We start from the raw sequence: 26,844 nt of genomic DNA, 5'->3' as shown, positions 1-26,844 counted from the left end.
TGGGTCGTTCACCAAGGACTCCCAGCGCGTCATCGCCGCACCATCCGAAGGTCTGGGATCTCGAAGACCTCAGATGGAAGTTCGATGCCCTGATCGAGAATCCGCTCCGTGAACTGGGGGCGCACTCCGGTGGACTTGGTGGTGCCTAGGAACTTGCCATGGCTGTCCACGCCTGCGTGGTAGTCGAACGCGAAGGCATCCTGCAGGGTGACGATGTCGCCCTCCATGCCCTGCACCTCGGTCACGTGCGTGACGCGGCGCGTCCCGTCGCGCAGTCGCGTGAGGTGCACGATCACGTCAATCGCGGAGGCGATCTGTTCACGGATCGCTCGGAGTGGCAGGTCCATCCCGGCCATGAGCACCATCGTCTCTAGTCGTGACACAGCGTCACGCGGAGTGTTGGCGTGCAACGTGGACAGGGACCCGTCGTGACCGGTGTTCATCGCCTGGAGCATGTCCAGACTCTCGCCGCCACGGACCTCGCCGACGATGATGCGGTCTGGGCGCATGCGCAGGGAGTTGCGGACCAAGTCCCGGATGGTGACCTCGCCGCGTCCCTCGATGTTGCGGGGGCGTGCCTCCAGCCGGACGATGTGGTCCTGCTGGAGTTGCAATTCCACGGCATCCTCGATGGTGACAATCCGCTCGTCACCAGGAATGAAGGAGGACAGGACGTTCAGCAGGGTCGTCTTGCCCGTGCCTGTTCCGCCGGAGACCAGAACGTTGAGCTTCGCCTGCACACACGCGCGGAGAAGCTCAACCATCTGTGGCGACAAACTGTCCCTGGCCACCAGATCATCGACCTTGAGTGGCACCTTGCCGAACTTGCGGATCGTGAGACTCGAGCCGCTGAAGGCAAGTGGGGGGATGACAGCATTGACGCGCGAGCCGTCCTCGAGGCGGGCGTCAACCAACGGAGACGACTCGTCGATCCGCCGGCCCACGCGAGTCACAATCCGTTCGATGACTCTCCGGAGGTGCTCCTCGGATGCGAAGTGGACCTCGGACCTCGTGAGCCGTCCGGCCTGCTCGACGTAGACGTTGTCCGGGCCGTTGACCATGATCTCGGTGACGTCGTCATTGTCCAACAGCGTCTGAAGGGGGCCGTAGCCCAGGACGTCATCAGTGACCTCACGGATTAGGCGACGTCGTTCGTCAGTCTTCAGCGGCGTGTCGGCTGCCTGGACAAGTTGCGTGAGTTCCTTACGGACGAGCTCATGTAATTGCGCCTCGCTCATCGACGTGTCGCTCAGCCGAGCGCCGAGCCTGGCAAAGAGCTGTTCCCGTGCCTCGGCCTTGAGTCGCGCCAGGGCATCCGAGGCTCGCACCACTGGCTCGCTGCGCGGGGCCTCGGGGGGAGCAGGTTCGATGGCCGTCACCGGAGTTGCCGGCACGACATCCTCCGCCAGGCCGGCGGGTGCTGTGGCTGGGTCGTCCTGGGCGGCATCAGACTGCTTGGTCGCCCTGAGTCGTTGCGAGAGGTTCATGATGCTGCTCCACGGTGACGAGAGGACCAGGACAGGCCTGACTTGCGCACGGTGGTCGGGCGGAACCTGCTCACAAGTTGCTCCAAGTCCTTGCTGACCTTGTCGCGCCCTCGATCCTCCAATATCGGTCGGCCCCGGTTGGTCGAGGCCATGACCTTGCTCGAACGCGGGATGGCGAAGTCAACTTTCCTGCCGATGGTTGCCTCGACATCTGCAAGGGAGAGCCCGCCACCACGGTCCACCATGTTCACTGCGACGTGGCGCGTGGCCGGTGGCAGTTCCAGCTCATCGAGCAGTTCCATCTCCTTGCGCAATCCCCGCACGCTGGGCACATCGAGGCTGGCCGTGAGCACCAGATCAGTGGTGTGGTCCAGTGCAGCGAGTGTGTGCGGTCCCATCCCGGGCGCCGTGTCGATGACGACGTAACGGAACTCCGAGATGAGCAGTCCGAGGATGGTGTTGACGTGCTCTGCTGTGATCTCGTCGCCTTCCACCGGCGACTTCACTCCGCAGAGCACGTGGAGTCCGGTGCGGTGTTTCGTGAGGAGAGTTTTCAAGCCGGTCACATCACGCAGCCCCGCACCATGAACAGCGTCGGCCAGGGTGTACTCCGGATCAAGGTCCAACGCGGCAGCGACGTCGCCGAACTGGATATCCAGATCCACCAGCACCGTGCCGTTGGGCGACTCCTGCGCCAGACCGACGGCTAGATTGGTGGCCAGCGTCGTCTTCCCGACTCCGCCCTTCGGCGAGGCAACCGTGATCACCCGGCCACTTGCCTCCGGTGTTGCCTTCTGTCCATCAGCGGTTGCGGCCGAGTTCGCCTCGATGGCACGAAGCAATACCCATCGAATCTCGTCGATCGGCAGCCCTGGCTCGACGAGGTCGCGGACCCCAGCGCGGAGCGCGGAAAGTCCTAGTTCGTTGGGGCGATCGGTGACCAGAAGCACCGCAATGTGCGGGAACTGCTCCTGAAACCTCTCTGCCAGTCCGAGTGACCCATCCGGCGAGCCTTCACCGGTCACGTCAAGCATGACCGCCTGCACCGGGCCGGTGCCATTGCTCAACCCGAGGAGCTGCGCTGGCCCGGTCGGCACCTGCTCGGGCGCGAGCACGAAGAGGTTGTCTCCCGAGGCCAGACGGACCCGGCGAGCAAGGTCTGTCGATGCACTGGCCAGGATGACGGAACTCATTCCAGGACCCCAGTCACGCGAGTCGGCGCGGAAGGAATCACGGCATCGATGTCAGCCTCGGGGGCGTCCTCCGGTGAGAGTGTCAGCCACACGGTGCCGGTGTGCATCGTCTGGATCACACGGGCCGCGTCCTGAGGTTCCAGGGCGATCGTGACGTGGATGGAGTCCTGAGCCGCGGCGGCCACTTCATCATCTCCGCTGCCACCAGCGATGAAGCCGCCCTCGACGCGAACGACGAGCACCTTGTCGAGCACCAGATCGGTGAAGGTTATCGACTCCTCGCTGCCGTCCTCACTTCCACCCTCGTCGCCGGAACCTTCGTCGCCAGCTTCGTCCTCACTGCTGTTGGGGTCATTCGTTCGCGCTGCGTTAGGGTCCCACTCAAGCTCACCGTTCGCGCCGATCACCCAACCCGTGGGCGGAAGGAGCTCGTAGGTGCCAAAGAGGCCGACGGTGTCGCCCGCGGCGATGCTGCCACCGAGTGCCTGAGGATTGGGCAAGTTGATCGTCAACTGGTGGAGGTCCTCTGCCTCCTCAGGCAGCGCGAAGTCTCCCCGACGGCGGATCTCGTCAGCCGTGGCAAACCGGGCGTTCGTGAGTTGCTCGCCTGGTAACAGTTCAGCGGTGAGGAGTTCGCCCTCAAGGTCGTCCATGTCATCGACGGCATCGTCAACCAGGAACTTGGCAGGTACCGCCTGCACCTCTACCAAGTCCGACAGCTCTTCTGCTGGCGTTCCTTGAGGAATGTGTGCGGTGGCTACAAGGGTGTCGACTGTCTCCATGTCTGCCATAGCACGCTCATCGGCAGTATTGGCGTAGGACATGACGAGGAAGACGCCGACGGCGGCCAGGATGAGGGCCGCGAAGGCGGCGATGATGCGTCGAATCACGATTCTTCCTTACAGCAGGTCAGTAAGAACATTAGGATTGACTGTCTTCGTAGGCTGGATCTATGAGGCGAATGATCGACACCTCAGTATCTTCCGCACCACCGGTGTATCCTTCCCCAACTTCCACCCACTCAACAAACTCAACGTTGAGGCAGGAGTTGCGGTAGTCACTAGTTGATGGTCTCGACGAAGCAGGACAACGCAGGCCCTCTCTGATCGTTGGACCACCTTCGGTGAAGTGCCATCCGAGCAACTTCATTGCCGCGAACCGATCGATCTGAAACTGGGCATTATTCCCGCTTCCGGTGATATCGCTGAAAATGGGGATCAGTAGGACCTCACCGACATTCAAAGCTTCCAGCATGCACTCATCGGGGCGATCGGCCCCAGTGTCCCCCGGGGCCCAATCGTCCGTTTCCACCGTGACCACACAGTCGGTATGGTCTAGCCATCCAAAACCACCAGGCGGATAGTCGAGAGTCCCGCAGCCGACACCCGGATCCTCCAAATAGGAACCTTTGGGGAGCCAAACGTTGATTTCTTGATTCAATACAGGGTCACCTGCCTGACTATAAAACTGGCAAGCAGATATAGTCAGGGGAAGCATGGCTGGACCCGCCGCTGGGTGCTCCCACTGGGCTGTCGCCTCGCGTACCACGGTGAAGGTGTCGAAACCAAAGAGCCCTACGAACATGTTCTGGTTCTCAGCAGTGACTTCAACGGTCACGCGATTGCCGGAGATATTCACTTCGGGAGCGAGTTCTGGATCGTAGCCAGATCGGATATTACCCTCGGCGAGGTCATCGACGAGACTGCCGTGACTCCCCGAGGCGCAAGCCGGATCCGCGTCGGCACACTCCTGGGCGACAGCTAGAGCCCCTGCATCTGCGGCGTTCTGCGCCTCCTGCGACTTCGCATAGGCAGAGGTCACGTCGATTCCGAGACCAACAAAGCCTATGAGCACGAGTAGCGACAGGGCGAAAACGATCGCCACGGCACCGCGGTCAGCGGTGGGCTCTGGCACGCTAGTCATCCGTTGCATCGCATGGACCCTTCAGCAGTGAGATTCCAACTATCCCCCAAGAAACCGGTGAGGGTGCTTACCGCATAGGATGCGGTCACTGTGCGCCGGCAGTCTACGTCGCCAGGTTCGCCGTCAGCCAGTGGAGATGGATTGATACTGAGCGACGATTCCGTGCCTGGAGCAAGCCAAGCGAAAGTCTCCAGAAAGGCTGGTTGCACGGTTGCTGGGTCATCGGTTATGGCGTAGGTACGAGCGGCATCCCGTGCTGCCTGAGCGAGGCTTCCTTGGACAGCCCAGAGTCGACCGAACTCAACTACGCCAAGGATCATGGTAATCAGAACGATGGCGACGAGTGCAAACTCCACGGCGGCCGCACCACGTTCACACTGGCGACGTTCAACGTTCACACGAACTCCCGACATGAGGGCGGCTACTCGAATCTGACCTGAACACCAGTGTGGCGGCCCACAAAGCCTGGGCCGCCACACTGGCAACAATCAATCAGGTAGCGGCGGGGAGCTCAAGCTCCGCGCCAACATCGTTGAACAGGGCCAGCAGGTTGTCTCCAACAAGCGTGACTCCAACGATCATGACGATCGCGATGAGGGCAACGAGCAGGCCGTACTCGACAGCCGTTGCACCCTTCTCCTTGTCCTCGAACTTCGCACGCAGGGTTGCAACGTAGTAGGCCAGAGCAGCCATGGGGTTTCTCCTCTTTCGAAGGTGAGAGCGTCTGACTGACGCCCGTCTGCGGGGGTCGGCCGGGAGGGGAACCTGGCCGTTTCGGTATCAACTACTGGTTGGCACCTGAGAGGACTCTGACACGGTTCCCACTGGTGCACAAGCCCTAGACTATCACGATTCTATAACGTTCCTTTACCTCGCCTTTGCGTGCAGGTGAGGTGGGCGCGAGGTTACGGGAAGCCGTCGGCGGCAGCCTGGAACAGGCCGAGGACCTCGGTGCCGAGGGTGCCGACGGCAGCCGCGATCACCACTGCGATCAGGCTTGCGACCAGCGCATACTCCGCAGCCGTACCACCGCGGTCACGCTCGCGACGCGGCGAATCAGGGAGGAGTTCAGGGGGCATCAGGACTCCTAGGAGACGGGCCGGCTCGTCGGGGGTGTGAGCAGGCTGTGAGGATCCTGACACTACTTGAGAGATAAAGCAAGGGCCCCAGCCAAATTGGCTGGGGCCCTTGCTCATTGAGTGCACTTTGCCCGCGCTATACCTCTGCTTTCCGGAGGCTTGACGCGGGTGGCGTCACTTCAGGAAGTCGGGCACGTCCAGGTCGTCGGAGTCGTCGAAGGTGACCGGCTTGGGCTGGCGCGGGGGCTGCTGCGGCTGAGCCGCCGGCTGCCCCTGGGGCTGCGGCTGGCCCTGCTGGGCCGGAGCCGCCTGCGGCTGGCCCTGGGGGGCCTGCGCCGGCCGCTGCTGCTGTGCCTGGCCACCCTGGGCCGGCGCACCCTGCTGCGGTGCACGAGCGGGCTGGCCACCCTGCGGCGGGGCCTGGGCCGGGCGCTGCTGCGGCTGGCCCTGCTGGGGCGTGCCCTGCTGGGCGGCAGGGCGATTGGTCCCGCCGGCCTGCACCTGGCCCAGGGCTCGGTCGTCGGAGCGCTGCATGGGCGCTCCCCCGTCGAAGCCGGCGGCAATCACGGTGACGCGCACCTCATCCCCGAGCGAGTCGTCGATGACGGCACCGAAGATGATGTTGGCCTCCGGGTGCGCGGCCTCCTGCACCAGGCGGGCTGCCTCATTGATCTCGAACAGGCCGAGGTCGGAGCCACCCTGCACCGACAGCAGCACGCCGTGAGCGCCCTCGATGGAGGCCTCCAGCAACGGTGAGGAGATCGCGAGCTCGGCGGCCTGCACCGCGCGATCCTCGCCTCGTGCCGAGCCAATCCCCATCAGTGCCGAGCCGGCCCCCTGCATGACCGACTTGACGTCGGCGAAGTCGAGGTTAATGAGTCCCGGTGTCGTGATCAGGTCGGTGATGCCCTGGACACCAGAGAGCAGGACCTGGTCGGCGCTGCGGAAGGCGTCGAGCATCGAGACCTGGCGGTCGGAGATCGACAGCAGCCGGTCGTTCGGGATGACGATGAGGGTGTCGACCTCCTCGCGGAGGCTGCCGATGCCGGTCTCGGCCTGGTTGGCGCGGCGACGACCCTCGAAGGTGAACGGGCGGGTGACCACACCGATGGTCAGAGCCCCGAGGGACTTGGCGATCTTGGCCACGACGGGGGCGCCACCGGTGCCGGTGCCACCACCCTCGCCGGCGGTCACGAAGACCATGTCGGCGCCGCGCAGGGCCTCCTCGATCTCCTCGGCGTGGTCCTCGGCGGCCTTGCGACCGACCTCCGGATCAGCGCCGGCGCCGAGCCCGCGGGTGAGCTCACGCCCCACGTCGAGCTTGACGTCGGCATCGCTCATCAGCAGCGCCTGGGCGTCGGTGTTGATGGCGATGAACTCGACGCCCTTGAGGCCGACCTCGATCATCCGGTTGATGGCGTTGACACCACCGCCGCCGATGCCGACGACCTTGATGACGGCCAGGTAGTTCTGCGCTGAGGACACGGGTGGAACCTTCCTTAAGGAGTCCTGCTAAGTCTGTGCAGCGAGCAGCGCAGGCACGGTCGACCCGATCGGGCATTGAGCTGATCGCTATCGTGCGAGCATACGTGGTCACTTCCAGCACGCCCAGCCCGCTGCACCTAAAGTAGAGGTCTAACCCTCGTCCTCGGGGGTCAGACCCGTCACGACCGGCGTCGTGGGGATGGTCACGTCGATGGTCATCGGGCCCGCTGCCGGCACCTCAGCCTCGGGGTCGAGGCCCTCCTGCTCGAGCAGTCCCTGCAGCACACGGCCCTTCAGCTGGGCGTTGCTGCCGTCGCCCCAGACGACCTCGATGGCGCCGACCGTGAACTCGATGTCACCGGTCCGTGTCAGGGTCAGGTCGCCGGTCTCCTTGGCCACCGCCTCGGGCAGGGCGTCCCGCAGCTCCTGCAGCGCCACCAGATCGTCGGGGTCCAGGTCCTCGTCCTGGATGCGCACCCTCGCCAGCGGCACGCCCTTGGGCTTGTCCTTGATGGTGTTGAAGACGGTGCCCTCGCTGTCGACCAGCTGGATGCCCGGGGTGCCGCTCTGGTCGATCGCCAGGGTGGGCTTGCGCAAGGTCAGGTCGAGGGTGAGGCCCGAGGGCCAGTTGCGGCTGATCTCCACGGAGGCGACGCGCGTGTCCTCCAGCACCCGCTCCTCCAGCGCCTGGGCGTCCACCCGGGCCAGCGGCCGGCCCAGCTGGGTGTCCCCCACGACCTGGGCGTCGTCGGCGATGTCACCCTTGGCCCCGGCCACGGTGACCTCCTCGACCTCGAAGACGGTCGAGAAGCCGAACAGGAAGACCACGCCGGCCACGAGCGCGAGGATGAGTGCCAGCACCCCGACCACGCGCCACGGACGGCGCCGGACCTCAGCGGCCCGCTGCCGCAGCCTCGGATGCGCCTTGGGCTGCCCCTTGCGCTTGCCGAAGCGGTAGGTGCGCTCCTTGGTGGACCTCGACGTCTTGTTGAGGTCTGGGTTGTTCCTGCTGGTCACCGGGCGCCACGCTCCTGCAGGCGCTCCACCAGCGGGGCACCCAGCTCGGTGATGTCACCGGCGCCGACGGTCAGCACCAGGTCACCCTGCTGCAGCAGGTCGGCCACCTTCGGCACGACGACGGAGCGGTCGGCGACGTAGTGCACCTGCGGGCCCTCCACGAGGTCGGCGATGGTGGCCCCGGAGACACCGTCGATCGGGTCCTCGCGTGCCGCATAGACGTCCAGGAGCACCACGACGTCGGCCGCGGACAGCCCGGCGGCGAACTCGGCCGCGAAGTCCCGGGTGCGGGAGAACAGGTGCGGCTGGAAGAGCACGACCAGGCGCCCGCCACCGGTGTCGACCAGCCCCCGCCCGGCCCGCACGACGGCGGCGACCTTGTCCGGGTTGTGGGCATAGTCGTCGATGACGAGCACCCCGGCGGCCTCCCCGACCCGCTCGAACCGGCGGTGGGTGCCCGGATAGGCCGCCAGGCCGGCCAGCACGGCGTCCAGGTCCTGCCCCAGGCCCGCGGTGGCGGCCACCAGCGCCGCGGCCGCGTTGGCCAGGTTGTGGGCGCCCGGCATGGGCACGCTCAGGGTGCGCGTCGTCCCGGCCGGCACCGTGGCGCCGTCGGGCGCGGTCAGGTCGCGCTGCCAGGTCAGGTGCGCGGTCGCCGTCATCGCGTCGGGCCGCAGCTCGGTCAACCACACGTCGGCGCTCTCGTCGGTGCCGAAGGTGGCCACCGCTCCCCCGCCCTCGCGGTGGGTCGCGGCCAGCGTCGCCGCGCCCCGGTCGTCGGCAGCGGCGACCAGCAACCCGTCGGCGGCGATGGTGCCGGCGAACCGGGTGAAGGTCGCCTCGATGGTGGCCAGGTCGCCATAGAAGTCCAGGTGGTCGGGCTTGATGTTGGTGACCACCGCGACGTCGGGGTGATAGGTCAGGAACGACCCGTCGCTCTCGTCGGCCTCGATCACGAACGGGCCGGTGCCCGGGGCGGCGTTGGTGCCGCGGCCGTCCTGGGTCGTCAGCTGTGAGCCCAGCACATAGGCAGGGTCGGCGCCGGAGTGCTGCAGCGCGACGGTCAGCATGCCGCTGGTCGTGGTCTTGCCGTTGGCCCCGGCCACCGCCACCGCAGCCCGCCCCGGCAGCAGGGCGGCGATGCCCTGGGCGCGGTGCAGCACCCGCAGGCCCCGCTCCCGGGCGGCGGCGAGCTCGGGGTTGCTCTCCCGGATCGCCGAGGAGATCACCACGGTCGCCACGTCGGCGGGCAGGTTCTCGGCGCGCTGGCCGACGAAGACCCGGGCGCCCTCGGCCTCCAGGGCACGCAGCGTCGCACTGTCGCGCGCATCCGACCCGGAGACCGGCACCCCGGCGGCCAGGAACATCCGGGCGACCCCGGACATGCCCGAGCCGCCGATGGCGATGAAGTGGACCGGTCCGAGGTCGGCCACCGGGGGCACCGGGGTGGTGAAGTCGAACCGGTCGTTGACCCCCGACGTCATGCCGGTGCTCGCCGTGCTGCTGAGATGACCCGCTGGGCCAGCACCTCCGCGGCGTCCCGGGTGCCCATCACCGCGGCGGCGTCGGCCATCTGCGCGAGACGGTCCCGGTCGGCCAGCAGCGGCAGGACGCTCTCGCGCACCCACTCGGGCGTGACCGCGGCGTCGTCGACCAGCAGCCCGCCACCGGCGGCCACCACGTCCTGGGCGTTGAGACGCTGCTCGCCGTTGCCGATCGGCAGCGGCACATAGATCGCCGGCAGCCCCACGGCGGTGAGCTCACAGACCGTCCCGGCACCGGCACGGGACACGACCAGGTCGGCCACGGCGTAGGCCAGGTCCATCCGGTCGGTGTAGTCCACCGCCACATAGGGGCTGGCCGGGTCGGCACCCTCCAGGTCCACGGTCTTGCCGCCGCCGGTCAGGTGCAGCACCTGCACCCCGGCCTCGCGCAGGTCGCCCGCGGCCCGGCCGAAGGCCTGGTTCAGCCGCTGGGCGCCCAGGGAGCCGCCGAAGACCAGCAGTGTGGTGCGGTCCTCGCGCAGCCCGAAGTGCGCCAGCCCCTCCTCACGCAGGGCGGCCCGGTCCAGGTCGGTGATCTCGGCGCGCATCGGCAGCCCGATCACCTCCGCCCCCGGCAACGGTGTGCTGGCAAAGGTGGTGGCGACGTGCCGGGTGAACCGGGCGCCGAGCTTGTTGGCCAGCCCGGGGCGCGCGTTCTGCTCGTGGATCACGATCGGCGTGCGGGTGCGCCGCGCCGCCAGGTAGGCCGGGGTCGCGACATAGCCACCGAAACCGACCACCACGTCGGCCTCGGCGGCGCGGATCACCTCGGCGGACCGGCTGATCGAGCGCCGCAGCGACAGCGGGAAGCGCAGGGCCGCGGTGCTGGGACGCCGCGGGAACGGCACCTTGGGCACCAGGTCGAGGTCGTAGCCGCGCTCGGGCACCAGCCGGGCCTCCAGGCCCTCGGCGGTGCCCAGGACGACGATGCGGCAGCCTGGCTCGGCGGCGCGCAAGGCGTCGGCGGTGGCCAGCAGCGGGTTGACGTGGCCGGCCGAGCCGCCGCCGGCCAGCACGACCGACAGGGCCGTATGCCGTGGGGCGGCTGAGTGCTCGGAGGCTGTGCCCGAGGGGGGTGGGGTGTTCATCTGTGGCGCTCCGATCAGCGTCGCCGGAGCCGGGGGGCCGGCACCACTGCCAGGGTACGCCGCAGGAGCGAGGGGCGGCTGCCGAGCGAGGCCTTCGCGCCCGGCAGGGAGCGGGCCAGGCTGAGCAGGATCCCCATGCCGAGCAGCGCGGCCACCAGGGCCGAGCCACCGGAGGAGACCAGCGGCAGCGGCACCCCGATGATCGGCAGCATGCCGATGACCGAGCCGATGTTGAGCATCGCCTGCGAGACCAGCCAGACCATGATGCCGCAGGCCGCGATGCGCACGAAGAAGTCCTTGCTGGTCACCACGATGCGGTAGGAGGCGTAGGCGATGACCACGAACAGCATCATCACGGTGAGCGTGCCGGGCAGGCCCAGCTCCTCGCCGATGATGGCCAGGATGAAGTCGTTGTGCGGCTCGGGCAGCAGGCCCCACTTCTCGCGGGAGCCGCCGAGGCCCAGGCCCCACCAGCCGCCGTCGGCGAGGGCATACTCGGCGTGCACCTTCTGGAAGCAGCCCTGCACGTCGGGGTTGACGCAGATGTTGCCGATCCAGGCCTGGATGCGCTCCATCCGGTTGGCGCTGCCGATCGCCATGTAGGCCGCGCCGGCCGCGGCCAGCGCAGCGACCACCACGAAGTAGCGGGCCTGCACACCGGCGCCGAACATCATGCCGCCGGTGATGGCCACCAGGATGAGCACGGTGCCCAGGTCGTGGCCGGCCAGCACCAGCCCGATGAGCAGCGCCGCGCCGGGGATGACGAAGGGCACCAGCACGTGGCTGATCCGACCCAGCACCTTGCGCTTCTTGGTCAGCACGGCGGCGCCGAAGACCACGAGGGCGACCTTGCCGAACTCCGAGGGCTGCAGGGACATGCCGGCGATGGCGATCCAGTTGCGGTTGCCCTGGAAGGGGACGCCGAGCGGGGTGAACACCAGGGCCTGCAGGCCGATCGCGACCAGCATGCCCCAGGGGGCCAGCCACTTCCACACCCGCACCGGGATGTGGCTGGCAACGAGCCCCAGCACGATGCCGGCGCCGGCGAACATCAGCTGCTGGGTGAAGACCTTGTAGGAGTTGCCCGAGGTCTGGAAGGACCCGACGCTGCTGGCCGAGAGCACCATGACCAGCCCGATCGAGACCAGCAGCGCCGTGGCGCCCAGCAGCAGGTAGTAGGGCGCCACCGGCGACTTCAGCCGCTCCCCGAGACCGGCGGCGACCGACTCCCGCCCCTGCTCGTCGCGGCGGACCGGCCACGTCGTCATGACCGCTCCCCGCCGGCCCTCCGCCGCACCGCCTCGGTGAAGACGTCGCCCCGGGCTCCGTAGTGCGCAAACATGTCCAGTGACGCCGCGGCGGGCGCGAGCAGCACGACATCGCCTGGTCGAGCCAGGGTCAGCGCCGCCTCAATCGCCTCATCCATCACAGCCGTCACATCTCCAGTGTCGGCTGTGGGCACCTCCACGACGGGGATCTGCGGCGCGTGTCGGGTCAGTGCCGTCGCGATCTGCGCCCGGTCCTGCCCCAGCAGCACGGCACCGCGCAGCCGGTCGGCGGCACCGGCGACCAGGTCGTCCACCTCGGCGCCCTTGAGCTGTCCGCCGGCGATCCACACGATGTGCTCGTAGGCGCTCAGCGAGGCGGCCGCGGCGTGCGGGTTGGTGGCCTTGGAGTCGTTGACGAAGCGGACGCCGTCGATCTCGCCGATCTCGGTGATCCGGTGGGTGTCCGGCACGAAGTCACGCAGCCCGGCCTGCACCGCGGCCGGTGGGACGCCGGCGGCCCGGGCCAGGGCCGCGGCGGCCAGGGCGTCGGCCACCAGGTGCGGCGGCGGCGCACCCTCGGCGCCGCCGGGCACGTCGCGCAGGGTGGCAAGCTCGGCCGCCGAGGACTTGCGCTCCTCGACGAACGCCCGGTCGGCCAGGACGTCCTCGACCAGCCCGAGCATGGACAGGCCCGGCGTGCCCAGGGTGAAGCCGATCGCCCGGCAGCCCTCGATGACGTCGGCCTCCTCGACCATCGCCTCGGTGGCCTTGTCGTCGTGGTTGTAGACGCAGGCCACCTGGGTGTGCTCGTAGATCTTGGCCTTGGCCGCGGCGTAGGCGTCCGGGCCGCCGTGCCAGTCCAGGTGGTCGGGGGCGACGTTGAGCACGCAGGAGGCCAGCGCCGAGATCGACTCCGACCAGTGCAGCTGGAAGCTGGACAGCTCAACCGCGATCACGTCATAGGGCTCGGGGTCCATGATCGCCTCGAGGATCGGGGTGCCCACGTTGCCGGCGGCGATCGTGCGCAGCCCCGCGGCGCGCAGCATCGAGGCCAGCATCTGCACTGTGGTCGTCTTGCCGTTGGTGCCGGTGACGGTCAGCCAGGGCGCTCCCCCGGCCGCCGGCCGCATCCGCCAGGCCAGCTCGACCTCCCCCCAGATCGGGATGCCGGCGCCCGCCGCGGCGGCCAGCACCGGTTGGTCGGGCCGCCACCCGGGAGAGGTGACGACCAGGTCGACCGGCCCCTCGGCATACTCCGGCAGGGCCTGGGTGTGCTCGGGCCCCAGGCGCACGTCGGCGTCCAGGATCTCCAGGATCCGGGCCCGCTCGGCCTGGTCGGTGGAGCCGTTGCCGGCGTCCACGACGATCACGTGCGCCCCGCGCTCCAGCAGCGCGTCGGCCGCGGCGAACCCGCTGACGCCCAGCCCGGTCACCACGGTGCGCAGGCCCGCCCAGTCGGACTCCCTGGAGGTCAGTCCAGCCACCCGGTCACTCACAGCGAGACCACCCACTCGGCGTAGAAGATGCCCAGGCCGGCCGCCACGCACAGACCCTGGATGATCCAGAAGCGGATCACGATGGTGACCTCGTTCCACCCGAGCAGCTCGAAGTGGTGCTGCAACGGCGCCATCCGGAACACCCGTTTGCCGGTCAGCTTGAACGAGGCGACCTGGATGATGACCGACATCGTGATGATCACGAACAGGCCGCCGAGGATGACCATCAGCAGCTGGGTGTGGGTGGTGATGGCCAGGCCGGCCAGCGCGCCACCCAGGGCCAGGGCGCCGGTGTCGCCCATGAAGATCTTGGCCGGCGAGGCGTTCCACCACAGGAACCCGAAGCAGGCGCCGGCGACGCAGGCCGCGACGACGGCCAGGTCGTGGGCGTCGCGCACGTCATAGCAGTTGGGGCCGGGGGTGATCTGGCAGTTCTGGTTGTACTGCCAGATGCCGATCAGCACGTAGCCGCCGAAGACCATCACCGAGGCGCCGGTGGCGAGGCCGTCCAGGCCGTCGGTGAGGTTCACGCCGTTGGAGGCTCCGGCGATCATCAGGTTGGCCCAGATGACGAAGGCGATCAGCCCGCCCACGGTGCCGAAGACCGCGAAGTCGAGGTTGAGGTCGCGCACGAAGCTGACGGCGGTGCTGGCCGGGGTGCGGAAGGCGTCGCCGGGGAACTGCAGGGCCGCCACGGCGAAGAGCACGGCGACCAGCGTCTGCCCGATGAGCTTCTCGTGGGAGCGCAGCCCCAGGCTGCGCTGCTTGGAGATCTTGGTCCAGTCGTCGGCGAACCCGACCAGCCCCAGGCCGGCCATCAGGAACAGCACCAGCAGGCCGCTGATGCTCATCGAGCTGCCGCCGAACTCCATCAGCCCGGTTGCGTCGATCACCCACATGCTGGCGTGCGCGCCGACGTAGCCCAGCAGCGTGGCCAGGATGATCACCGCGCCGCCCATCGTGGGCGTGCCGCGCTTGGTGTGGTGCGAGGTGGGGCCGTCGTCGCGGATGAACTGGCCATAGCCGCGGCGGACCAGGAAGCGGATGAACAGCGGGGTGCCGAACAGCGCCACCACCATGGCGATCCCGGCCGCCAGGACGATCGTCACCATCAGGACACCGTGCTCTCAGGGTCGCCCGGGGAGTCGGTGCCGGTGGCCTGTGGGGCGTCGCCGTCGGTGTCCTGGGAGGCGTCGCCGACCAGGTCGTCCCCGAGGAAGCGCAGGCCGGAGTCGCGGCTGGACTTCAGCAGCACGACGTCACCGGCGGCCAGGATCTCCTCCAGCAGCGGGCGGGCGGCGTCGGTGTCGGCACAGACGTGGGCCTGCCGACCGCCGGCCTCGCGGAACCCGTCGGCCACGGGGACCGCCCCGTCCCCGACGGCGACGACCGTCTCGATCCCCAGCCCGGCGGCGAGCTCACCGATGGCGCGGTGCTCGGCGACCGAGTCCTCCCCCAGCTCGCGCATCTCGCCGACGACCGCGACGGCGGCCCCCTCCCCGCTGCGCATGACGGCCAGGGAGCGCAGCGCGGCGCGCATCGAGTCGGGGTTGGCGTTGTAGGCGTCGTTGACGATCGTCACGCCGTCGGCGCGCTCGTGGACCTCCATGCGCCACCGGCTGACCGCCCCGGCCGCGCCGAGGGCGTCGGCGATCTGCTCGACCGGCATGCCCCACTCCGCGGCGACCGTGGCCACCGCCAGGGCGTTGCCGACGTGGTGCGGCCCGTGCAGCTTGAGGGTGACCGGCACCGGCTGCTCACCGGGCAGGTGCAGGGTGAAAGCCGCCTGGCCGCGCACGTTGATCTCGACGTCCTCGGCGCGCACGTCGGCGTCGGGGCTGAGGCCGACGGTGCGCACTCGCGCGCGGGTCTGGTCGGCCATCGCGACCACGACCGGGTCGTCGGCGTTGAGCACGGCCAGCCCGTCCTCGGGCAGCGCCCGGACCAGCTCGGCCTTGGTGTGCGCGATCGCCTCCCGGCTGCCGAACTCCCCCAGGTGGGCGGTGCCGACGTTGAGCACCACCCCGACCTGCGGCGGGGCGATGGCGGTCAGGAAGTCGATGTGGCCGACCCCGGAGGCGCCCATCTCGGCGACCAGGAACTGGGTGTCCTCGGTCAGCCGGCACACGGTCAGCGGCACGCCGACCTCGGAGTTGTAGGACGCGATCGGTGCGACCGTGGCGCCCAGCCGGCTGATCACCTGCTCAGCCAGGTCCTTGGTGGAGGTCTTGCCCGAGGAGCCGGTGATGCCCACGATCCGCAGGCCGCCCGCGGCGGTGCAGCGGTCCACCACCTCCCGCCCGAGCGCGGCGAAACCGTCGGTGGTGTCGGACACCACCACGCACGGCAGCTCCTCCATCACCCGGTCGGTCAGGGCGCCCACGGCGCCCTGCTGCGCAGCCGACCCCACGTAGTCGTGGCCGTCGGCGTGCTCACCCAGCCGTGCGACATACAGCCCGCCGGGCTCGACCTCACGGGAGTCGGTGACCACGCCTGCGGTGACCCTGATGTCGGCGGCCCCTGCCGGGTGCACCTGGCCGCCGGTTGCCTCGGCGATCTCGCCGAGGGACAACTCGATCACTGTTGCGGGGTCCCTTCGTCTCGGATAGCGATATCGCCCAGTGTGACACCGGGATCCTCACCGGGCGCCGGGGCGTCCGGGTCGTAGTGCAGGGTGATCTCCGGCGCCTCGGAGGTGCTCGGCGACACCCCGCGCTGGGTGAGCGCATAGCGCATGACCTCGGAGAAGACCGGGCCGGCCAGCTCGCCGCCCCACTTGCCGCGGGTCGGCCGCTGGATGGCGACCGCGATCACCAGCTCCGGGTCGTCGGCCGGCGCGAAGCCGATGAAGCCGGCGGTCACCCCGGAGTAGCGGCCCTTCTGCGGGTCGTAGCGGTCCGCCGTCGAGGTCTTGCCGGCCACCCGGTAGCCCTCCACGGCCGCCTGCGGTGCGGTGCCCTCGGGGCTGGGGACGTACTCCATGATCGAGGTCAGCTCGTTGGCGGTCTCCGCGGACACGACCCGGTCCTCCTTGGCGTCCGGCTCGGCCACGAAGGACCCGTCCTCGTCGGCGCCCTTGACCAGCCGCGGCTCGACATAGACGCCGTCGTTGGCGACGGTCTGGAAGACGCCGATCTGCTGCAGCATCGTGCTGGCCAGGCCCTGGCCGAAGGTCATGGTGTATTTGCTGGTGGCGCTCCAGGTGTCCGGGGGCGGCACCAGGCCGTTGGACTGGCCGGGGAAGCCGAGGTTGGCCTCGCGGCCCATGCCGAAGTCGCGCATGTACTCGTAGAGCACCTCATCGGGCAGCTTCTCGCCATACATGATCGTGCCCATGTTGGAGCTGGTCGCCAGCACGCCGGCGAAGGTGGCGTAGGGGTTGTCCGGGTCGTGCGCGTCCTGGAAGCGCGTGCCGCCGCGGGGCAGCCGGTTGGGCAGCACCATCGGCGTCTCCAGGTCGATGATCCCCTCCTCCAGGGCCGCGCCGGCGGTGATCACCTTGTTGGTCGAGCCGGGCTCGTAGACGTCCTCGAACAGGGGGTTGCGCAGGGCGGCGGAGGTCTGCTGGTCATCGGTCGGGTCGTAGGAGGGGTAGCTCGCCGCGGCCAGCAGGTCACCGGTCGTGGGGTCCATCACCACGGCGTAGCCGGACAGCGCCCCGGACTGCTCCACCATGGCCTTGACCTGGTCGTAGGTGAACCACTGCAGGTCACTGTCGATGGTCAGGTGCACGTCCTCGCCGGGCACGGCCGGGGTCTCGCTGCTCTTGCCGGTCGTGATCCGCTCGCCGCGGCCGCCCAGCTCATAGGTCATCGAGCCTGGTGTGCCGGTCAGCTGCTCCTCGAACATCAGCTCCACGCCGTTGGCGGCCATGCCGCTGGATCCGACCCAGCCGACCAGCGGAGCCATCGAGGCCCCGAGCGGGTAGGCACGCTTGACGAACGGCTCGGCGTAGATGCCGGGGATCTGCAGCGCCTTGACCCGCTGCCAGGTCTGCGGGGAGACGTCCTTCTGCAGCCAGGTCCACCGGGCACCGTGATGGTCCCGCAGCGTCTTCTCGAGCACGGCGGGGTCGGCGCCGGTGACCTCGGCGATGTCCTGAGCAGCGCCCTCATAGCCGACCTCGACGCGCTCGCCGTCGATCCGCTTGGTGTAGGTGATGACGGCCGTCGGGTCGGCGGTGATGTTGCGGCGCTCCACGGACTCGGCCAGCGCGACTCCGTTGGCGTCATAGATCACGCCGCGGGAGGCAGGGATGGAGACCTCGTGCAGACGCCGGTCAATCGCGGCCGCCGAGACGCTCGCGGCGTCCAGGCCCTGCAGCTTCACCAGCTGCGCGGCAAACAGGCTGAAGACGATGAGGATGCCGAAGAGCATGAACCGCATCCGGCGTTGCGGGTGCACGACCCCCGCGGCGCCGCGACGACGGGCTGCTGCCACGCTCCTCAACCTCCCTGGACGGCCCCCTCAAGGGCCTGCTCGATGCGCTCGGCGCCGCCCTCAGCGGTCGTGACGAATGGTGAGACCACGGTAGAGCTGTCAGCCGGGTCCACCTGGGCCGCCACGCCGAGAACCTGGTTGTCTGAGAGCCGCAGCACCGCCGTGGAGGGCGAGGCGACCAGCCCGAGGTCCTCGGCGGAGGCGGCCAGCGTCTCCGGGGAGCGCATCTGGCTGAGCTCGGCCTCCAGGGTGACCCGGGTGTCGTGCAGCTCGGTCTGCTCGGCGCGCAGGTCGCTCAGGGTGAAGGAGCTCTCGGCCCGAGCCGTGTTGAGCAGCAGGGCGCTGAGCAGCCCGCCGACGACCAGCGCCAGGCACAGCACCACGAAGCCGGCGTGGCTCTGGGTCTTCGGCGTGGCGTCGACGACCCGCAGCCGGGCGCGCTTGCGCGGCGCCACCCGGGCTCGGGGACTGCCGATGCGGGCGGTGCGGGCAACGGCCATCTGGCTCATCGGGTCTCCCCTTTCGGAGCGGTCTCTCCCCATTTTTTGGGGAAGTTCGGAACGGGTTTTCCGGATTTTTGGGGAAGTTCGGACCGGGTGCGTTCGGCGGCACGCAGCCGCACCGAGGCCGCCCGCGGGTTCTCGGCCCGCTCGGCCTCCCCCGCGACCTCGGCACCCCGGGTCAGCAGCTTGAGCCACGGCTTGTGCTCGGGCAGCTCGACCGGCAGGTCCGGCGGTGCCGAGCTGGTCGCTCCCAGCGCCAGGCCGCGCTTGGTGATCCGGTCCTCGAGCGAGTGGTAGGACAGCACCGCGATCCGCCCGCCGACCGGCAGCAGTGCGAGCGCGGCCGGCAGCGCGTCGGCCCACACCGACAGCTCGGCGTTGACCTCGATGCGCAGCGCCTGGAAGGTCCGCTTGGCCGGGTGCCCGCCGGAGCGCTGCGAGGCGGCCGGCACGACGCGGTGCAGCAGCTCCACCAGCCGGCCGGAGGTGGTGAACGGCTCCTTGTCGCGCTCGGCGACCACGGCGCGGGCGATCTTGCGGGCGAAGCGCTCCTCGCCGAAGTCGCGCAGGATCACCTCGAGCTCACGGACGTCATAGTCGTTGAGCACGTCAGCGGCGGTCAGCCCGGTCGACTGGTCCATCCGCATGTCCAGCGGCGCGTCCATCCGATAGGCGAAGCCCCGCTCGGCCTCGTCCAGCTGCAGCGAGGAGACGCCCAGGTCGAACAGGATCGCCTGCGCCTCCTGGATCCCCCGCTCCGCCAGCGCCTCCGGGATCGCGTCATAGACCGCGTGCACCGGCACGAACCGGTCGCCGAAACGCGCGAGGCGCTCCCCCGCCAGGGTCAGCGCCTCGGTGTCCCGGTCGATCCCGACCGCGATGGCTCCCGGGCAGGCGGTGAGCACCGCCTCGGTGTGCCCGCCCATGCCCAGCGTCCCGTCGACATACACCGCGCCCTCGGCCTGCAGCGCCGGTGCGAGGAGCTCGACGATGCGGTCGCGCAACACGGGCGTGTGCCGCTCGGCGGTGGGGCGTTGCTGCTGCATCGTCAACTCCTTTCGGTATGCGGATCTGCTGGCCGGTCCTCGCGCTGCCGGTTGGTCGGTGGTCGGCTGTCTGTCGGTGGTCGGTGGTGCGATGTGGAGTGGGTGGTGGTGGTCCCAGCGCCGATTCGGCGCCAATCCTGCTGGCCCTGGGACCTGGTCCCCCTCCGCACGGCTCCGAGTCGGTGGGCCCGGCTCCGGGGAAGTGGAGTCGGGATCGGCTCGTGGTGCGCCCGGCCCGGGGGAAGTCGGGTCGGGGGCAGAGCGTGCGGCTGGAGACCAGGTGTCAGGGCGTGGGCCCGGTGGTCGGTCAGAGACCCGGGACCACCTCCTCGCTCTGGTTGGCGAAGCCGTCCTCGTGCTCGGCGACGTAGGCCTCCCAGGCCGCGGCGTCCCAGATCTCGATCCGGTTGCCGGAGCCGATCACGGTGCACTCGTGGGTGAGGCCGGCGTAGTCCCGCAGGATCGCCGGCACGGTCACCCGCCCCTGCTTGTCGGGGATCTCGTCGGAGGCACCGGACAGGAGAAGTCGCTGGTAGGCCCGCACGCCGGCGTTGGTCGTCGGGCCGTTCTGCCACTGCTCGGCGACCTTCTCGAACTCGGCCATCGGGTAGACGTACAGGCAGCGCTCCTGCCCCCGGGTCATCACCAGTCCACCGGCGAGCTTGTCGCGGAACTTGGCCGGCAGGAACATGCGGCCCTTGTCGTCCAGGCGGGGCGAGTAGGTGCCGAGAAGTAGCACCGTGACCACCCCTTCCCGTGCCGTTCCTGCTCCCTGGTCATCCTGTGCGCCCCACAGTACTCCACTTTGCTCCACTGTCAACGCCAAACGCGCCCTACTTGTGAGTTCTCCCACACGTTGTTGCAGGTCAGCGCGGTGGGTGCGAAGTGGGGGAAAATCCGCACCGCTGACCGCTCCCGCTCTGTGCTGAGGGGCGCGGACCCCGCGACGCCTGAGGCGTGCGAGCGGCCCGCGTCCGCGCTACGTTGCCCAGTGGGGAGATGTGGAGGAGAGACAGATGGCAGCCCGTGGTTTCTCGGCCCAGCGGCTGGCTCGGCTGCGCGCACTGCTCGAGCGGCACGTCGAGACCGGCTTCGTCCCGGGCGCGGTGGTCGTCCTGGCCCGCCGCGGGCAGGTGCACACCGAGGCCGTGGGCACTCTCGCCTTCGCGGGCGTCGGGTCCGAGGTCCCGATGGCCAGCGACACGATCTGCCGCCTGGGCTCGATGTCCAAGCCGGTGGTCGCCGCGTGCGCGATGACGCTCATCGAGGACTGCACTCTGCGCCTGGACGACCCGGTCGACGACCTGCTGCCGGAACTGGCGGACATGCGGGTGCTCGCCGACCCCGACGGACCACTGGAGGACACCGTCCCGGCGCAGCGTCCGATCCTGGTGCGGGACCTGCTGACCTACACCCTGGGCACCGGCATGGTCCCGGCCGAGCCGGGCACGGTCCCGATCGCCGACGCGCTAGAGTCCCTGGCGACCTCGTCACCCGATGAGTGGTTGCGCCAGCTCGGCGCCCTCCCCCTCGTGCACCAGCCCGGCGAGCGCTGGATGTATCACACGGCCGCCGATGTGACCGGCGTGCTCATCGCCCGCGCCACGGGCCGGTCGCTCGGGCAGGCCCTGGCCAAGCGGGTGTGCGATCCCCTCGGGATGACGGACACGGGCTTCACCGTGGCCGAGCCGGACCTCCCACGGTTCGCCACGGCATACGAGCGGGATGGCGACGCCCACGGGGAGCCGGTCGTCGCGGACCTCCCGGACGGCCGGTTCAGCAGGCCGCGCGCCTTCGAGAGTGGCGGCGGCGGACTCGTCTCGACCGCCGGCGACTACCTGACGTTCGCCTCCGCCCTGTTGGCGGGAGGCGCGCACGGTGGCGAGCGGCTGCTCTCCCGGCCGTCGGTGACGCTGATGACCGGCAACCAGCTGACCCCGGCGCAGCGCGCGGTCTCGGGGTTCTGGCCGGGCTACTTCGACACCATGGGCTGGGGCTTCGGGATGTCGGTGCGCACCGCCCGCACGGAACTCGGCCCCTCGGTGGGCAGCTATGGCTGGCCCGGGTTCTACGGCACGGCCTGGGTCAACGACCCGGCCGAGGACCTGACAACGATCGTCATGTTGCAGCGGGCACACGCCGGTGACCAGAGGCTGCCGATGTGGAGCGACTTCTGGACCGCCGTCTACCAGGCCGTCGACGACTGACTCCGTCCGGCCGGTCTCGCCCACCGCCCGCGAGTGCACAGCTCGGAACTGGTGGGGTGCGAGGACGGGTGGCTGAGTCACGATCGTGTGCCGTGCACTCAACCCGGCACGTGCACGCGAACTACCCACGATCTGGCGAGACCATGGGTAGTTGCCACGCACGTGCACGCGAACTACCCACGATCTGGCGGCGAGACCATGGGTAGTTGCCAGGCACGTGCACGCGAACTACCCAAGTCCGGGGCGAGGTTCTGGATCGTTGCACGGCAGGCCTCCGCGCACACGCGGTTCCAGCTGGGTCTGAAGCTCGGTCGTGGGGGCACGGCCTCTGCCACCTGAGGGGGCAACCATTTCGGGCCCCGCACCACGTAGTCTTTTCCGAGAACCGTGCAGCCACGCTCGACGATCAGGCAGGATTCCCTCTATGACGGTCAACGCAGACCCCGCCTCCGACCTCACCTCCGTGCAGGACGTGGCCAGCGACATCCACCGCGCCATCAGCACGGTGATCGAGGGCAAGGAGGAGGCGGTGCGCACCGCCGTCACGGTGCTGCTGGCCGAGGGGCACCTGCTGGTCGAGGACGTGCCGGGGGTCGGCAAGACGATGCTGGCCAAGGCGCTGGCCAAGTCGATCGACTGTGACGTCAGCCGCGTGCAGTTCACGCCGGACCTGCTGCCCAGCGACATCACCGGCGTCAACGTCTTCAACCAGAACTCCCACTCCTTCGAGTTCCGCCGCGGCGCGATCTTCGCCAACATCGTGGTGGGCGACGAGATCAACCGGGCCTCGCCCAAGACCCAGTCCGCGCTCCTGGAGTGCATGGCCGAGCGCCAGGTCACCGTCGACGGCACGACCTACCCGCTGCCCGGGCCGTTCCTGGTGATGGCCACCCAGAACCCGATCGAGATGGAGGGCACCTATCCCCTCCCCGAGGCCCAGCGCGACCGCTTCATGGCCCGCATCTCGATGGGCTACCCCTCCGACGCGGCCGAGCTGGCGCTGCTGGAGTCCCACGGCGACCACGACCCGTTGGGCGACCTGGAGGCGGTCACCGACGGCGCCACGGTGCAGCGGCAGATCCAGGCGGTGCGGCGGCTGCACACCGCCCAGGCACTGCGGGAGTATGTCGTGGCTCTGGTCACCGCGTCCCGGCGCCACTCCTCGCTCCGGCTGGGTGCCTCCCCCCGCGCGAGCCTGCACCTGCTGGGGGCGGCGCGGGCCAACGCGGCCCTGGCGGGCCGCGACCACGTGCTCCCCGAGGACGTGCAGGCCCTGGCTCCCGCCGTCCTGACCCACCGGGTGATGCTGACGGGCGAGGCGCAGCTGACGGGACGGACCGCCGGCGACGTCGTGGCCGACATCCTGCACCGCACGCCGGTGCCCTCCGGCCGCCGCTGAGGAGCAGGTCGTGCGTGCCCCGGGGGTGCTGACGAATCGGGGCCAGATGTTCCTGGCCCTGGGGGCCATCGTGGCCATCGCCGGCATCGTGCTGGGCTATCGCGACGTGACCCGCATCGGGCTGCTGCTGGTGATCCTGCCGCTGCTGGCCCTGCTCCTGGTCCGCCCGACCCCGCCGAGCCTGCGGGTCACCCGCGTCGTCACGCCCGCGCGGCTGCACCCCGACCAGCAGGGCACCGTCGAGGTCCAGTTCACCAATGTCGGCCGGCGCCCGACCCCGCTGTTCCTGGCCGAGGAGCAGTTCGACTACGCCCTGGGCGACCGGCCGCGCTTCCTGCTCCCCCGGATGGTCCCCGGCGAGGGCCGCAAGCTGCGCTACACCGTGCGCAGCCGGCACCGCGGCGCGTTCTTCGTCGGGCCGATCACCCTGCGCCGCCGCGACCCGTTCGGGCTGACCCACGTCGCGCTCCAGCTGCCCGCGACCGTGGAGCTGCTGGTGCTCCCCCACGTCTGGGACCTGGGCAACCGCCGGGTGGCCGGTCAGGGCCGCGGCACCGAGGGTGAGCTGCCCCAGATGGTCTCCCTGCACGGTGAGGACGACGTCTCGATCCGGCAGTACCGCGACGGCGACGAGCTGCGGCGCGTGCACTGGCCGGCCACCGCGCACCGCGGGGAGATCATGGTGCGTCAGGAGGACCGGCCCGCCCGGCGTCGCGCCGTCCTGCTGCTCGACAGCCGCGCCGGGGCCTATCCCGGCAGTGGCTACCAGGTCTCCTTCGAGTGGGCCGTCAGTGCCGTCGCCTCCCTCGCGCGGCACCTGATCAAGGACGGCTTCGTCATCCACCTGCTCACGCACCGCACCGTCGAGGACGGGTCGGCCGGTGTGCAGATCGGGCTCGACCAGGCGCTCAGCGTGCTGGCCCGGGCCCAGCCCGACCAGGACCCGAGCCTGGAGCCCCTGGCTGCCGCCGCGCACAGCTTCACCTCCGGTGGCGTGCTGCTCATCTCTGTCGTGGTCGCGCACGACGAGACCGAGCTGAGGCACCTGGCCGCCGTCCGTGAGCCGGGGTCGGCCGCGATGGCGATGGTGCTGGCCCCGGAGGCCTTCAGCGGCGGCCGGGAGAGCCGGAAGGACCGCGTGCAGGCCCAGCGGCACACCGGGCTGCTGACCCAGGCCGGCTGGCAGACCGTGCTGGTCGGCCCCGAGGACTCGGTGCCCGTCTCCTGGGAGCGGCTGCGCGCGGCCCGACGCACCGGGGCCCTGACATGAGGTTCAACCTGGACCGCGGCATGTGGCCCGAGGCCGGCCTCGCGGCCTTCGCCACCCTGTCCGTGGCGTGGCCATTGACCGAGCTGCTCCGTGAGGGCTCCTGGATCGGCCCGGCCATCCTGATGGTCCTGCTGGTCGGCGGCGTCGGGTCGCTGCTGCGCAGCCTCGACCTGGACCCCACGCTGATCGTGCTCTCCCAGGCGTTCGCCGCGGCCGTGGCCCTGCTGTGGCAGTTCCTGCGCGACACCCTCGTCTACGGCATCTTCCCCTGGTCGGAGACCCTGGACCAGACCACCGAGCTGTTGCGCGAGGCCGGCTCGACCCTGCGGACCTACGCCGCGCCGGCCCCGACCCACGACGGCGTGGAGTTCCTGATCGTCGCCGTCCTGACCCTCACCGCGATCTCGGTCGACTCGATCGGGGTGACGGGACGCGCCCCGGCGACTGCCGGCATACCGCTCGCTGCAGCCTTCCTGGTCTCGGTCTCCAACAGCGGGCAGGCGATGGAGCCGTGGTTCTTCGCGGCGGCCGCGCTGGGCTGGCTGCTGATGGTGGCCCAGCAGGGCAACCGGCTGGTCACCGGGTGGAGCTCGGCCGACCGGCGCGAGAGCGTCGGATCCCACGACGTGTCCTTCGGGCCCACCGGGCACCGGCGGACAGCCCGGGTGCTGGCGATCGTCACGGTGCTCGGCGCCCTGGTCGCCGCCTCGGCCCTACCTCACCTGCCCCCGACCTTCTTCACCGAGGGCCTGGCCCGCAACGCCGACGGCCGGTCCCTGGGCGGCAACGGCTCGGTGAGCTTCACCGAGACGATGGACGTCACGGCCGACCTGCACAACCGGTCGGACGAGCCGGTCCTGACCTATCGCTCGCAGGAGCTGCTGCAAGAGCCGCTGCGGGTGACTGCCACCAGCGAGTTCGACGGCGAGCGCTGGGTCCCGCCGGACTACGACCCCGCCGCCCCGGTGGAGGGCAGCCTGAACCCCTACCCCGGCAACGCACCCCCCGGCGTGGCCGACTCGGTGCCGCGGGAGTTCTCGGAGGTCGCCTTCCTCAGCAACGGCCTGCGACCACCCCACCTGGCCGTCCCCGGCCCGGTGTCCGAGGTCACCGCCGATGCGCAGATGCGGTGGGACCCGCGAACGGCCGCGGTGCGCGTCCAGGACCGGGTGGACAGCTATGACGTGACCTTCATGCGCCTGGCCCCGGGCGGGGCCGACGACCTGCCCGACGGCGTCGGCGAGGCCGAGGCGGACCCCGACGAGTTCGCGCAGTATCTCCAGGCCTCCCCCAACGGCCGCGAGACCTACGGCGCCCTGAGCGATGAGATCGTCGGCGAGGAGACCAACGACCTGGTGGTCGGGCAGCTCCTGCAGCAGCACTTCCGCAGCGGGATCTACACCTACAACCTCCAGCTGGCCCCCGGCCCGAGCGACTCCCAGCCGATCGAGCACTTCCTGACGACCCAGCAGGGCTACTGCGTGCAGTTCGCCACGGCGATGGTGATGATGGCCCGCCACCAGGGCATCCCGGCCCGGATGGCGGTGGGCTTCCTGCCCGGCGAGCGCGAGCCCGACGGCACCTGGACCGTCATCGCCTCGCGCGCCCACACCTGGCCCGAGCTGTGGGTCGACGGCATGGGCTGGGTCCGCTTCGACCCCACCCCGGGCGTGCGGTCCGGTCAGCCCCCGGCCTACACCGAGCTCAACCAGAACACCGCCGAGGCCGACCCGACGCTGACCTCCTCGGCAACGCCCACCGGCGAGCCGACGCAGGCCCCGGACGACTCCGCCGGCGAGGACAGTTGGTGGGACAGCACGGTCGACGCGCTGCGCTCCTCCGCGCCGATCCTGCTGCGGGGCCTGGCCGTGGTGCTCGTGCTCGGCCTGCTCATGGCGCTCGTGGCGATCGCCGGCCGGCGGCACCGGGAGGCGGTGCTGCGCCACGCGGACACGCCGCAGGAGCGGATCGAGGGCCAGTGGGAGCTGCTCAAGCGCTCCCTGCAGGACTACGGCATCGACCCGCCGCCGGACAAGAGCCCCCGCGAGATGGGCGCCCACTATGCGGACCGGGCGCACCTGGGCCGTCGGGCCGACGAGGCCCTGGGCCGGGCGACCGCCACCCTGGAGCGCGCCCGCTATGCCCCGGCCGCCCACACCGAGACCTCCGACGACGCGACCATGCACCGCGACGTCGTCAGCGTCCTGGACTCCGTGGCGGCAGACCTGCCGTGGAACATCCGCGCCAGCGCCAAGCTGTTCCCCCGCAGCGGCGTGCAGTACATCCGCTCCATCATCCGCAGCTGGTTCCCCTTCCGAACCTAAGCCGACCGAGCGCACCGTCGCCCGGGATCTCCCCCCACCGAGCGCACCGTCGCACGGGATATGCGCCCACCGAGC

General features: G+C 69.8%; 23 protein-coding genes. 4 read left to right on the top strand and 19 right to left on the bottom strand.

The features are described from left to right. Positions 1-29: 29 nt before the first annotated feature. The 19 genes from DPQ65_RS13480 to mraZ all read right to left on the bottom strand — a co-directional run bounded on the left by DPQ65_RS13480 (position 30) and on the right by mraZ (position 20,308). Positions 30-1,487, bottom strand: a complete 1,458-nt coding sequence (locus DPQ65_RS13480) for a TadA family conjugal transfer-associated ATPase (RefSeq protein WP_114907876.1) — start codon at positions 1,485-1,487, stop codon at positions 30-32. Beyond that, positions 1,484-2,533 (bottom strand): CpaE/TadZ family protein, encoded by a 1,050-nt coding sequence (locus tag DPQ65_RS13475; RefSeq protein WP_238146853.1) that lies wholly within the window; start codon positions 2,531-2,533, stop codon positions 1,484-1,486. The genes DPQ65_RS13480 and DPQ65_RS13475 overlap by 4 nt, the downstream gene beginning before the upstream one ends. Before the next feature lie 143 nt (positions 2,534-2,676). Further along, positions 2,677-3,570, bottom strand: a complete 894-nt coding sequence (locus tag DPQ65_RS13470; RefSeq protein WP_114907874.1) for a CpaB family protein — start codon at positions 3,568-3,570, stop codon at positions 2,677-2,679. A 31-nt stretch (positions 3,571-3,601) separates the two neighbouring features. Continuing rightward, entirely contained in the window at positions 3,602-4,594 is a 993-nt protein-coding gene (locus DPQ65_RS13465; protein WP_162802229.1) for a pilus assembly protein TadG-related protein, read from the bottom strand. Positions 4,595-4,599: 5 nt separating this feature from the next. Then, positions 4,600-5,016 carry a TadE/TadG family type IV pilus assembly protein gene (locus DPQ65_RS16525; protein ID WP_114907872.1) on the bottom strand — a complete coding sequence of 139 codons (417 nt, stop codon included), beginning with the start codon at positions 5,014-5,016 and terminating at the stop codon, positions 4,600-4,602. A 79-nt stretch (positions 5,017-5,095) separates the two neighbouring features. Then, a complete protein-coding gene (locus DPQ65_RS13455; RefSeq protein WP_114907871.1) occupies positions 5,096-5,296 on the bottom strand; it encodes a Flp family type IVb pilin in 201 nt (66 codons plus the stop codon). Positions 5,297-5,508: 212 nt separating this feature from the next. After that, the gene (locus tag DPQ65_RS13450; protein ID WP_114907870.1) at positions 5,509-5,682 is read right to left on the bottom strand and encodes a Flp family type IVb pilin; all 174 of its coding nucleotides are present in this window, start codon (positions 5,680-5,682) and stop codon (positions 5,509-5,511) included. A 174-nt stretch (positions 5,683-5,856) separates the two neighbouring features. After that, the gene (ftsZ, locus tag DPQ65_RS13445) at positions 5,857-7,167 is read right to left on the bottom strand and encodes a cell division protein FtsZ (RefSeq protein WP_114907869.1); all 1,311 of its coding nucleotides are present in this window, start codon (positions 7,165-7,167) and stop codon (positions 5,857-5,859) included. Between the two features lie 150 nt (positions 7,168-7,317). After that, positions 7,318-8,184: a cell division protein FtsQ/DivIB gene (locus DPQ65_RS13440; RefSeq protein WP_114907868.1), complete on the bottom strand. Its 867-nt coding sequence runs from the start codon at positions 8,182-8,184 to the stop codon at positions 7,318-7,320. Then, positions 8,181-9,668 carry a UDP-N-acetylmuramate--L-alanine ligase gene (murC, locus tag DPQ65_RS13435; RefSeq protein WP_114907867.1) on the bottom strand — a complete coding sequence of 496 codons (1,488 nt, stop codon included), beginning with the start codon at positions 9,666-9,668 and terminating at the stop codon, positions 8,181-8,183. Before murC ends, DPQ65_RS13440 begins: the two co-directional genes overlap by 4 nt. After that, a complete protein-coding gene (murG, locus tag DPQ65_RS13430) occupies positions 9,665-10,816 on the bottom strand; it encodes an undecaprenyldiphospho-muramoylpentapeptide beta-N-acetylglucosaminyltransferase (RefSeq protein ID WP_114907866.1) in 1,152 nt (383 codons plus the stop codon). Before murG ends, murC begins: the two co-directional genes overlap by 4 nt. Positions 10,817-10,830: 14 nt before the next feature. Beyond that, positions 10,831-12,084, bottom strand: a complete 1,254-nt coding sequence (locus DPQ65_RS13425; protein ID WP_114907865.1) for an FtsW/RodA/SpoVE family cell cycle protein — start codon at positions 12,082-12,084, stop codon at positions 10,831-10,833. Beyond that, on the bottom strand, positions 12,081-13,568 hold the full coding sequence (murD, locus tag DPQ65_RS13420) for a UDP-N-acetylmuramoyl-L-alanine--D-glutamate ligase (RefSeq protein WP_238146852.1): 1,488 nt from the start codon (positions 13,566-13,568) through the stop codon (positions 12,081-12,083). Before murD ends, DPQ65_RS13425 begins: the two co-directional genes overlap by 4 nt. Positions 13,569-13,576: 8 nt before the next feature. Further along, positions 13,577-14,692, bottom strand: coding sequence for a phospho-N-acetylmuramoyl-pentapeptide-transferase (mraY, locus tag DPQ65_RS13415; RefSeq protein WP_114907863.1), 1,116 nt, complete (start codon positions 14,690-14,692; stop codon positions 13,577-13,579). Next, positions 14,692-16,161: a UDP-N-acetylmuramoyl-tripeptide--D-alanyl-D-alanine ligase gene (locus DPQ65_RS13410; RefSeq protein ID WP_114907862.1), complete on the bottom strand. Its 1,470-nt coding sequence runs from the start codon at positions 16,159-16,161 to the stop codon at positions 14,692-14,694. Before DPQ65_RS13410 ends, mraY begins: the two co-directional genes overlap by 1 nt. Continuing rightward, positions 16,158-18,020: a peptidoglycan D,D-transpeptidase FtsI family protein gene (locus DPQ65_RS13405; protein ID WP_162802227.1), complete on the bottom strand. Its 1,863-nt coding sequence runs from the start codon at positions 18,018-18,020 to the stop codon at positions 16,158-16,160. The genes DPQ65_RS13410 and DPQ65_RS13405 overlap by 4 nt, the downstream gene beginning before the upstream one ends. Before the next feature lie 5 nt (positions 18,021-18,025). Next, positions 18,026-18,529, bottom strand: a complete 504-nt coding sequence (gene ftsL / locus DPQ65_RS13400; RefSeq protein ID WP_162802226.1) for a cell division protein FtsL — start codon at positions 18,527-18,529, stop codon at positions 18,026-18,028. Then, entirely contained in the window at positions 18,526-19,569 is a 1,044-nt protein-coding gene (gene rsmH / locus DPQ65_RS13395; RefSeq protein WP_114907859.1) for a 16S rRNA (cytosine(1402)-N(4))-methyltransferase RsmH, read from the bottom strand. The genes ftsL and rsmH overlap by 4 nt, the downstream gene beginning before the upstream one ends. Before the next feature lie 307 nt (positions 19,570-19,876). Then, positions 19,877-20,308 (bottom strand): division/cell wall cluster transcriptional repressor MraZ, encoded by a 432-nt coding sequence (mraZ, locus tag DPQ65_RS13390; RefSeq protein ID WP_114907905.1) that lies wholly within the window; start codon positions 20,306-20,308, stop codon positions 19,877-19,879. A 277-nt stretch (positions 20,309-20,585) separates the two neighbouring features. Here mraZ and DPQ65_RS13385 point away from each other — a divergent pair, with 277 nt between their 5' ends. The 4 genes from DPQ65_RS13385 to DPQ65_RS13370 all read left to right on the top strand — a co-directional run bounded on the left by DPQ65_RS13385 (position 20,586) and on the right by DPQ65_RS13370 (position 26,769). After that, on the top strand, positions 20,586-21,776 hold the full coding sequence (locus tag DPQ65_RS13385; RefSeq protein ID WP_114907858.1) for a serine hydrolase domain-containing protein: 1,191 nt from the start codon (positions 20,586-20,588) through the stop codon (positions 21,774-21,776). A 424-nt stretch (positions 21,777-22,200) separates the two neighbouring features. Further along, a complete protein-coding gene (locus tag DPQ65_RS13380) occupies positions 22,201-23,175 on the top strand; it encodes an AAA family ATPase (protein ID WP_114907857.1) in 975 nt (324 codons plus the stop codon). 10 nt (positions 23,176-23,185) lie between these two features. Then, the gene (locus DPQ65_RS13375) at positions 23,186-24,445 is read left to right on the top strand and encodes a DUF58 domain-containing protein (RefSeq protein ID WP_114907856.1); all 1,260 of its coding nucleotides are present in this window, start codon (positions 23,186-23,188) and stop codon (positions 24,443-24,445) included. Beyond that, a complete protein-coding gene (locus DPQ65_RS13370; RefSeq protein ID WP_114907855.1) occupies positions 24,442-26,769 on the top strand; it encodes a transglutaminase TgpA family protein in 2,328 nt (775 codons plus the stop codon). The genes DPQ65_RS13375 and DPQ65_RS13370 overlap by 4 nt, the downstream gene beginning before the upstream one ends. Positions 26,770-26,844 lie beyond the last annotated feature (75 nt).

Source organism: Ornithinimicrobium murale (assembly GCF_003352835.1).
Classification (GTDB): Bacteria; Actinomycetota; Actinomycetes; order Actinomycetales; family Dermatophilaceae; genus Ornithinicoccus; species Ornithinicoccus muralis.
Note: the sequence above shows the minus strand (reverse complement) of the source record. Positions and strands in the feature narration are given on the sequence as shown.

What these genes read in the sequence shown, in the direction of transcription:
- DPQ65_RS13480 (WP_114907876.1), bottom strand. Translation starts at nt 1,487, where the DNA reads ATGAACCTCTCGCAACGACTCAGGGCGACCAAGCAGTCTGATGCCGCC.
- DPQ65_RS16525 (WP_114907872.1), bottom strand. Translation starts at nt 5,016, where the DNA reads ATGTCGGGAGTTCGTGTGAACGTTGAACGTCGCCAGTGTGAACGTGGT.
- DPQ65_RS13455 (WP_114907871.1), bottom strand. Translation starts at nt 5,296, where the DNA reads ATGGCTGCTCTGGCCTACTACGTTGCAACCCTGCGTGCGAAGTTCGAG.
- DPQ65_RS13450 (WP_114907870.1), bottom strand. Translation starts at nt 5,682, where the DNA reads ATGCCCCCTGAACTCCTCCCTGATTCGCCGCGTCGCGAGCGTGACCGC.
- murC (WP_114907867.1), bottom strand. Translation starts at nt 9,668, where the DNA reads ATGACGTCGGGGGTCAACGACCGGTTCGACTTCACCACCCCGGTGCCC.
- murG (WP_114907866.1), bottom strand. Translation starts at nt 10,816, where the DNA reads ATGAACACCCCACCCCCCTCGGGCACAGCCTCCGAGCACTCAGCCGCC.
- DPQ65_RS13425 (WP_114907865.1), bottom strand. Translation starts at nt 12,084, where the DNA reads ATGACGACGTGGCCGGTCCGCCGCGACGAGCAGGGGCGGGAGTCGGTC.
- mraY (WP_114907863.1), bottom strand. Translation starts at nt 14,692, where the DNA reads ATGGTGACGATCGTCCTGGCGGCCGGGATCGCCATGGTGGTGGCGCTG.
- ftsL (WP_162802226.1), bottom strand. Translation starts at nt 18,529, where the DNA reads ATGAGCCAGATGGCCGTTGCCCGCACCGCCCGCATCGGCAGTCCCCGA.
- rsmH (WP_114907859.1), bottom strand. Translation starts at nt 19,569, where the DNA reads ATGCAGCAGCAACGCCCCACCGCCGAGCGGCACACGCCCGTGTTGCGC.
- DPQ65_RS13385 (WP_114907858.1), top strand. Translation starts at nt 20,586, where the DNA reads ATGGCAGCCCGTGGTTTCTCGGCCCAGCGGCTGGCTCGGCTGCGCGCA.
- DPQ65_RS13380 (WP_114907857.1), top strand. Translation starts at nt 22,201, where the DNA reads ATGACGGTCAACGCAGACCCCGCCTCCGACCTCACCTCCGTGCAGGAC.
- DPQ65_RS13370 (WP_114907855.1), top strand. Translation starts at nt 24,442, where the DNA reads ATGAGGTTCAACCTGGACCGCGGCATGTGGCCCGAGGCCGGCCTCGCG.